Annotated in this window: 1 pseudogene; it reads left to right on the top strand. The window is 63.3% G+C overall.

Annotation, left to right across the window (positions count from 1 at the left end):
- A pseudogene (locus tag EN824_RS35595) lies at nt 1-278 on the top strand (sulfotransferase); the annotation flags it as partial.

The following is a 278-nucleotide window of genomic DNA, read 5'->3' as shown; positions in this document are numbered from 1 at the left end:
CGGATATTCATTGCCGGCTGCGCGCGCAGCGGAACCACGCTCGCTCGCCGGCTGATGGGCTGCTTCGACGATACCTATGTCCATGAATTCGAATCGCCGTTCCCGAAGCTGCTCGAACTGAAGCGCCCGCATGCCAATCTCGTCGTCAAGCGCACCGCCGAGAGCCATGAGCTGCTATGGCAGCTGCCCGCCGGCATCGGCCTGATCTATTGCGTGCGCCATCCTTTCGACGTGCTGACCAGCGCGCATCCGCAGACGGTGCATCTGCGCCCCTTCCA

The sequence above is a fragment of the Mesorhizobium sp. M8A.F.Ca.ET.181.01.1.1 genome, from assembly GCF_004792025.1.
Lineage (GTDB): Bacteria > Pseudomonadota > Alphaproteobacteria > Rhizobiales > Rhizobiaceae > Mesorhizobium.
This window is presented reverse-complemented; position numbering and strand designations above follow the sequence as displayed.